At 41.9% G+C, this 7,132-nt stretch carries 4 protein-coding genes; all 4 read right to left on the bottom strand.

Going from position 1 to position 7,132, the window contains the following annotated elements; all coding sequences use genetic code 11:
- Positions 1 to 135 (bottom strand): type IX secretion system membrane protein PorP/SprF (locus FMM05_RS05235; RefSeq protein ID WP_143372279.1); only part of this gene is annotated, 135 nt, incomplete at its 3' end.
- A gap of 230 nt (positions 136 to 365) precedes the next feature.
- Positions 366 to 3,416 (bottom strand): T9SS type B sorting domain-containing protein, encoded by a 3,051-nt coding sequence (locus FMM05_RS05230; RefSeq protein WP_143372278.1) that lies wholly within the window; start codon positions 3,414 to 3,416, stop codon positions 366 to 368.
- Between the two features lie 243 nt (positions 3,417 to 3,659).
- Positions 3,660 to 5,285 carry a tetratricopeptide repeat protein gene (locus FMM05_RS05225; protein ID WP_143372277.1) on the bottom strand — a complete coding sequence of 542 codons (1,626 nt, stop codon included), beginning with the start codon at positions 5,283 to 5,285 and terminating at the stop codon, positions 3,660 to 3,662.
- A 124-nt stretch (positions 5,286 to 5,409) separates the two neighbouring features.
- Positions 5,410 to 7,068 (bottom strand): tetratricopeptide repeat protein, encoded by a 1,659-nt coding sequence (locus FMM05_RS05220; RefSeq protein WP_185965505.1) that lies wholly within the window; start codon positions 7,066 to 7,068, stop codon positions 5,410 to 5,412.
- Between the last annotated feature and the right edge of the window lie 64 nt (positions 7,069 to 7,132).

Raw genomic sequence — 7,132 nt, 5'->3', positions numbered from 1 at the left:
TTCTTTACTGCCCGCATAAGCCGGGTTTATTACGTTCATGTTGTACATGTACTGGGTGTAATGCGGGTCCTGCTGCGCAGTGGCATCCAGCAGGCCTCCCAATGCCATTAATGCTGCAAAATAAATTTTCTTCATGCGGGTATGTGTGTTTTATTGGGTTGAACAAAAGCTTTTTACCGTAATAAAAAGCCCTGATTCGTGGTGGCTAAAGATAATTATTTTTCGTTCATTAACATTTATTTAAGAAAAAAATTACGCTTTTAGCTGTGTTAAAATTTTTTAATGTAGAATTCTCTGGCCTTTACGGTTTATTGTGATAATAAATGCAAACTGCCATTTATAACAAACGGCAGTTTGCAAGGTATTTAGTTTTCCTGGCGGTTTATGTAAACCCAACCGGTTTTATTAATGCCGCCACTTAGCTCAACTACATAATAATATGTGCCTGTTGGCAGTTCTTTACCATTTTCCTGCTGGCCATACCACTGGTTGGTGTAATTATTACGAGTGTATACTTCCTGGCCGTAACGGTTAAACACGCTAAGTTTTTGCACATCAAAATAAGAAAGGTCAAACGTGTCGTTAAAACCATCCCGGTTGGGCGATATTCCCTTAGGTATATCACAAGCGCCGGTTTGCAGTTCAATTTCGGCGAAAGCCTCACAGCCATCGGTAGTTTCGGCACGAACGTATACTGTTAAATTCCCGGTGGTAATTTCATACGCCAACGGATTGGCAATGGCATTTATATTGTTATCAGCATCTTCCTGAGATGTGTAGTAACTAAAGCTAAGGCCTGTGCCACTAACTGCTGTGCCCAGATTAAACGGTGGGCAGCCCTCTATAACCAGGCTGCCGCCTATTTGCGGTGCAGGGAGTGTAATAACATCAAACGTAGTAACGGTGTAACAATCGCCACTGCTTATACGTGTATAAATGGTTTGTATTGTTCCTGTGCTTTCAAAAGCATTTGGCGTGGCAAGGGCATTGATGTTACCCTCTGCGTTGGCAAGGCTTGTAAAATAGGCAACGGTATATCCTGACTGCCCTTGCAGGGAAGCGGTATGTACTATAAGATTAAAAACATTGGTACAGCTTTGCAAATCTGATACCGCTGTGGCTGTTGGCACCGGTAATGCCTCAATAGTAAAAATGGCCGTGCCCGTACATCCTGTAGTGCTGTTGGTTACCACTGCATAAATGTTTTGGGGGTTTGAAGTATTAGGAAAATTAGTGGGGAAAATTACCGGGTTCACTCCCCCCTGGGCATCGGCCATTGTAGTATAGTAAGCAACAGTACCTGTAATGCCGCTTAAAAGGGCACCGTCCTGTTGCGTTAAATCAAAATTTGTAATCCCGTCCTGAGCATTGGTATCGCATTCCTGTAGGTTACCAACCGATGGCAGCTGCAGTGCCGGGAGCACGTCTATACTAAAAGAAGTTACGCTGTGGCAACCTGAGGTTGTAGTAACTGTTGCGTATATAGTTTGCGGGTTCACTGTATTAGTAAATGATGCAGGTGTAGTAATGGCATTGGTGCCGCTGTGAGCATCAGCCTCTGTAGTGTAATAGGCAATGTTTGCACCTGTTAACCCTTGTAATAAAAGTGCATCCTGCTGGGTAAGGTTAAAAATTGCAAATCCATCTATAGCAGCGGTATCGCAGGTTTCAAGATCAGGCACAATGGGAAGCACCGGCGCCGGACTTGCAACAACATTAAACTGTGTGTAGCTGGTACAGTTGTTCCCGTTATGGGTAACAGAAACATATATTGTCTGCCCCGCCGATGTAAATGCAGCCGGTGTGGTAATTTCATTGGTGTCGGCAAGCGCATCAGCCACAGTAGGGTAATAGGTAACTGTGTATAAGGTAGCATCTAAACTCCCTAATATAATAGGTGTTTGCAGGCTAAGGTTAAATGTTGCAGTTCCGTTAGCATCGGCACATAAGGTCACAGCCGTTGGCGTGGTAATATTACCATTAGGGTTGGTAACAATTACCTGCCCTGTTGCTGTTTGTGTGGCGCCATTACTGGTTATGGTTGCGGTAACTGTGTAGGTGCCGCCTGTAGTGTAGCTGTGCTCTGCAACGGTTGATATGTTATCGGCACCGCTGGCCGGGTCGCCAAAATCCCATGTAATACTTGTAGCATCAGGTATCCGGAGGAGGGTAAAGGCGATATCGCCGGGGCATCCCTCCTCGGCTAAAATACCCGACTCAAAGTAGCTTTGTATAAAGGCGGGGGTGCCTATGCTGCTGCCTAAATTAATAGCCGCAGCTGTAAATCCTGCCGCAACGCCCTGGTTGTTAGGGTAGCTAATGGCATTTAATACTTCGCCCACCACATCTTTAATATAGATCTTTCCATCTGGGCCAAGCTGCATGGCACAACTGCCATAGGCTGACCCTGATGGTAATGTAGCAATAATAGTATTAGAGACGGCCACATCGGCTTCAGTACCGAGGGTAGCATCATATTGATGTACCGTACCCCCAAAAACCCACCCTCCGCTGGGATCCGACACATACAGGAACCTGCTGTTTGGCGAAAATTCCAAACCGTATACCAACCCTGTATTATCAGATAAATGTTTGGCGTTGCTAACAATACCTGTCTGGTTGTCAAAATCAAGAAGATCTACTCCTTTATTGGTTCCGTCCAGTATGGCGGCGGCTAATTTAGTGCCATCCGGCGATGCTTTAAGCTGCCCAACGCCCCCATTATTGCCTGCAAGGTAAACATCATTCGGGTCTATGCCCGAGTATGCGGTACCTACTGCACTTACCACAGGAGTAGTGGTAACGCCGGCCGATGTTACCAGATAGGCAACAAACTCGGCACTGCCTGTCCTGTGGGTAATTACCCAAACGCCTTCGCCATCGGCATGATGCACGGCTGTAATTTTTTCTACACCCACCATGTTGTCCAGCATAATATTTTTATTTGCCGTAACACCGCCAAGGCCGCTTGCCAGAGTAAGGTCTATTTCCGAATAAATAAGGCCTGTAATAGCGTCTGGGGTATTAACATTAAAAAGGTAATAAATATTAGTGCTGCCCGGTTTTTGCACAAACACGCCCGATTGCGTGCTGCTATCGCCACCACCTAACAAATCATTGCCGTTTAGCATAATCTGATGGTTTTTATTCCATATTTTATGCTGGCCCGCATAAAAGAGCAGTTCGCCGTTAACATCTGATATTGTTGTAGAACCCTCCAGCGCCGATAGTTGTACACCTGTAAAAATAACGGGGCTGCCGCTACTAAAATTAATGCCCTTGTTATAGCTGTCGCACCAGTTGTAAGCCTGCTTGCCCACCCATAAATCCTGCTGCCACTGGGCATACGCCGATGGTGCCAGTAGCAATAGCGCCATACCCACGCCCCTGCGTAGTAATTGTAATTTTCTTTTCATGGTTATTTTGAGTTGTTTAATAGCAGGTAGCGATTTACTAAGCAATACCCCCGGCAAAATTGGGGGTGTGAGCAGAATAAAAATGATTCTTAAAGGCAGTTGCCCATGTAATGATGGGTTAATGCCTTATTAGCAAATGGTTACGGCAACATTACTCAAAAAAAACAGGTGTACGGTTTTTTACCTGTTTAAAAACCGGAAAATAAAGCGACGTAAAGTGATAATTTTGGCGACGGGTAATTTTTAAACTGCTGATATATAATCAAATAAATCAACATTTTTAGGAATTTCCATTTTTGCGGCAATGCGTTCTTTTCGCTTCTTACACGCTACTACAGTAATGTTTAGTATAAAAGCAATCTCTTTTATGCTAAGGTTCATGTACGTATAGGCAATAAACCTGATGTCGTTACTGTTTAACGATGGGTGCAGTGTTTTAAGCCTGTTTAAAAAGCCCTGATTTACCTCCTCAAAATGGGCAATAAAGTTATCCCATTCGTTATCGGTCTTTAAGTGGTTTTTAAGCGATTGAATGTAGCTAACAATGGTAGGGTCTTTTGCAAGGCGTGGCTTTTTAGAAAGGTAAGTCACAAAATCCTCAATAAGCTCATTACGGCCTGATAGGTACAGCGCTTTGCTGGATAATTTTCTGTTCCTGTTCTCTACCTCATTTTTAAGGCGTTCCTGCTCTAATAGAGCAGTAGTAATTTGTTTTTCCAGAAGGAGGTTGTTGGTCTTTTCTTTCTCAAGCTCAAATGCCGTTATATGCTGGGTACGCTCAGCCAGCATCTTTTTTTGGCGCAATGCAAGGGTAATAATTATTACCAGCGCTGCAATTACTGCCAGTACCGAATAAAATAAAATGCGCTCGCCGGTTATCTTCTGCTCGTTAGCGTTTATCTGGTTCTTGTAATTTTCTATTTCAAAACGTACACGGTTGTTCTCGAACAGGCGGCCGTTTTTACTGTCGTTTATTCGTTTATCAAGCTCAATTATCGAGTCCTTACATGCTAATGCCTTATTAAGGTTATTTGATTTTTTGTAGATGCGTGCCAGCAAGTCAAATACATCGCGCCTTAAATCGGGTTCGGGGTTTTGTGCTAACAATTTTTTAGCATAAGCTTCGGCATCCTTAAAATTATTTTCCTCAAAATAGCTTTTTGCAACTATTTGCCATATAAAATAATCAAGGTTATCCAGGGTAGGGTTTTCCATAGATTCATACATTGCCCAGGCACCATCCCTTGCTTTTTTTGTATTGCCCATTAAAAGGTCATTTTCCAGCAGCAATACTTTAGCTGATAAATAATGAGTTGGTATTTTTACCAGGTAAGGCATAGACTGCTCTATGTATGGGCGTGCCTTTTGTGGCTGGTTTTGCAGGTTGTATATATAGCCCAGGTTCATGAGCGGTAGGCCCATGCGCGACTCTATATTTTGTTCTTTTGCTGTTTCGTAAGCGCGGGTGTAATATTCTTTGGCTTTTTCGTATAACTTTTCCTTAGTATACAGATTGGCAATATTGTTTAAGGAAGCAATTTCTTCTTTTGGGGTAAGGTATTTAACCGCTGTGGTATAGCTTTTTAAAAAATACTCTAACGCTTCGCCATAATCCAGCATTACATAATAATTATTGCCAATATTTATTTGGGCATCATATTCCTGCTTGTCCCAATGGTTTTTTTCGGCAAGGGCCAGAGCTTCAGTATACAATTCGAGCGATTTGGCATAATTGCCGGCGGCATATTCTGCGGTTCCTTTTTTTAAAAGGGCATTACAATGGTCCATAGTCTGGCCGTTGCATAAAGAGCATAGCAATAGCAGCAGCATAATGCTGAACCACATTTTTGTACGTCCTTTTCTTAACATCTTTTTAAGTAATTTTTTGCCAAATATAGTCAATGTGACAGTTTACATAAAAAGAAACTGTGAAATTGTTGAATTAGTATATGATATTGTTAAATTTTTATACTAAAACGATTGTAGTAGTGATTTAAATTGCCGAAAGATAATCGTAAAGTGTTGTGTTGGGAGGCAACTGCATTTTTGTGGCAATGCGTTCTTTACGTTTACGGCAGGCTTCGGCGGTAATATTAAGCATCGATGCAATTTCTTTAGTGCTTAAATTCATATATATATAAGCTATAAAACGCACATCGTTCGCTGTAAGGTTAGCGTGTTTTTCTTTTAAGCGGTTTAAAAAGTTATTGTTTACCTCTTCAAAATGGGTAATAAAGCTGTCCCACTCATCATTAGTTTTAAGGTGGCTTTTTAAGGTTTTGATGTGCCCACTAAGCGATGGGTTCTTTGCCAGCTCTGTAGTGCTGCTTAAAGAGGAAAGTATCTCCTCTATAAGTTCGTTCCTGCCTGAGAGGTATAATGCCTTGGCAGATAGCTTACGGTTACGGGCCTCTATCTCGCTTTTAAGGCGTTCCTGCTCTAAAAGTGCGGTAGTTTCGCGTTCTTTTATTTGTTTTTCCAGCAGCAGGTTTTCGTTCTTTTCTTTTTCAAGCTCCAGCGCCATTGCATTTTGGTTGCTTTCGGCAATAAGCTGTTTTTGCTTGTGTTTAACCGAAAGGTTTCTAAGTATCAGTATAATAATGGTTACAATGGCTATAATTACCGCGATGATGTAGTAAAAGAGTTTACGCTCTGCCGATAGCTTCTCTTCATTAATAGCTATCTGGTTTTTATAATCCTGAATTTCAAACTTTACACGGTTGTTCTCAAACTGGCGGCCATTTTTAATTTTATTGAGTTCACCTTCTGCCCTTATAACCGAATCTTTATAGGCCAGTGCCCTGTCATACAATTTGCTGCGCGTGTAAATATCGGCATATACCTCATAAATACTTTTTTTAGCTTCAAGGTTAGGCTTGTTTGCCAGGAGGGTCTTTATGGTATTTATCGCTTCGGTATAATTGCCCTCCTTAGAGTATGCCTTTGCAATAACAAAGAGTAACGATTGCCCTAAATCGTTAAAATTAAGGTTATTGACTTCTTTATATAAGCTTTGTGCTTTTTCGCGTGCCCGTGTAGCGTGCCCCAATAGCAAATCGTTCTCAGCAAGGCCTGTCTGTGCCATAAGCGCAAGTTCCGGCGCTTCTTTTAATAGTGGAATAGACTCTAAAATATACCTGCGCGCTTCGGTATAATTACCACTCTCATTTGCTACGTTGCCCAGGTTCATGGCATAGAGGCCTATCTTTATAGTATCTTTATTTTCTTTTGCAATTTCGTAGGCCTTTTTAAAGTAAAGCCTTGCCTTTTCGTAATTTTCTTCTTTACTGTACAGGATAGCGATGTTATTTAGCACCACCATTTCAGATGTTGGCTCCAGTTCCTTAACCGCTATGTTGTAACTTTCCAGATAATAGTTAAGGGCTTCGCCATAATCCAGTCGCGAATAATAGTTTGCACCTATGTTGTTGGTTGCAAGGAAAAGCTGCTTGTACCAGCGGTTTTTTTCGGCAAGGTTACGGGCTTCGGTAAGGAGTTCCAACGAGTGCACGTAATCTTTTTTCCACATGGCATCAATGCCTTGTTTAATAAGCGAATCGCAATGTGCAATAGTATTGGCTGTAGCCGATGTACCAAAAAATAAATACAACAGCACAATGGCTATCTTTATATTTATCTTGTTTTTTGGCATTTTCATACAATTTTAGTAACGCCAAATATACGGGTTTATGCGTTTATGTGAGGATTTGGTAATT

Source organism: Flavobacterium zepuense, assembly GCF_007097145.1.
Lineage (GTDB): Bacteria > Bacteroidota > Bacteroidia > Flavobacteriales > Flavobacteriaceae > Flavobacterium > Flavobacterium zepuense.
This window is presented reverse-complemented; position numbering and strand designations above follow the sequence as displayed.

Coding starts and splice junctions, on each gene's coding strand:
- FMM05_RS05225 (WP_143372277.1), bottom strand. CDS start 5,285: ATGTTAAGAAAAGGACGTACAAAAATGTGGTTCAGCATTATGCTGCTG.
- FMM05_RS05230 (WP_143372278.1), bottom strand. CDS start 3,416: ATGAAAAGAAAATTACAATTACTACGCAGGGGCGTGGGTATGGCGCTA.
- FMM05_RS05220 (WP_185965505.1), bottom strand. CDS start 7,068: ATGCCAAAAAACAAGATAAATATAAAGATAGCCATTGTGCTGTTGTAT.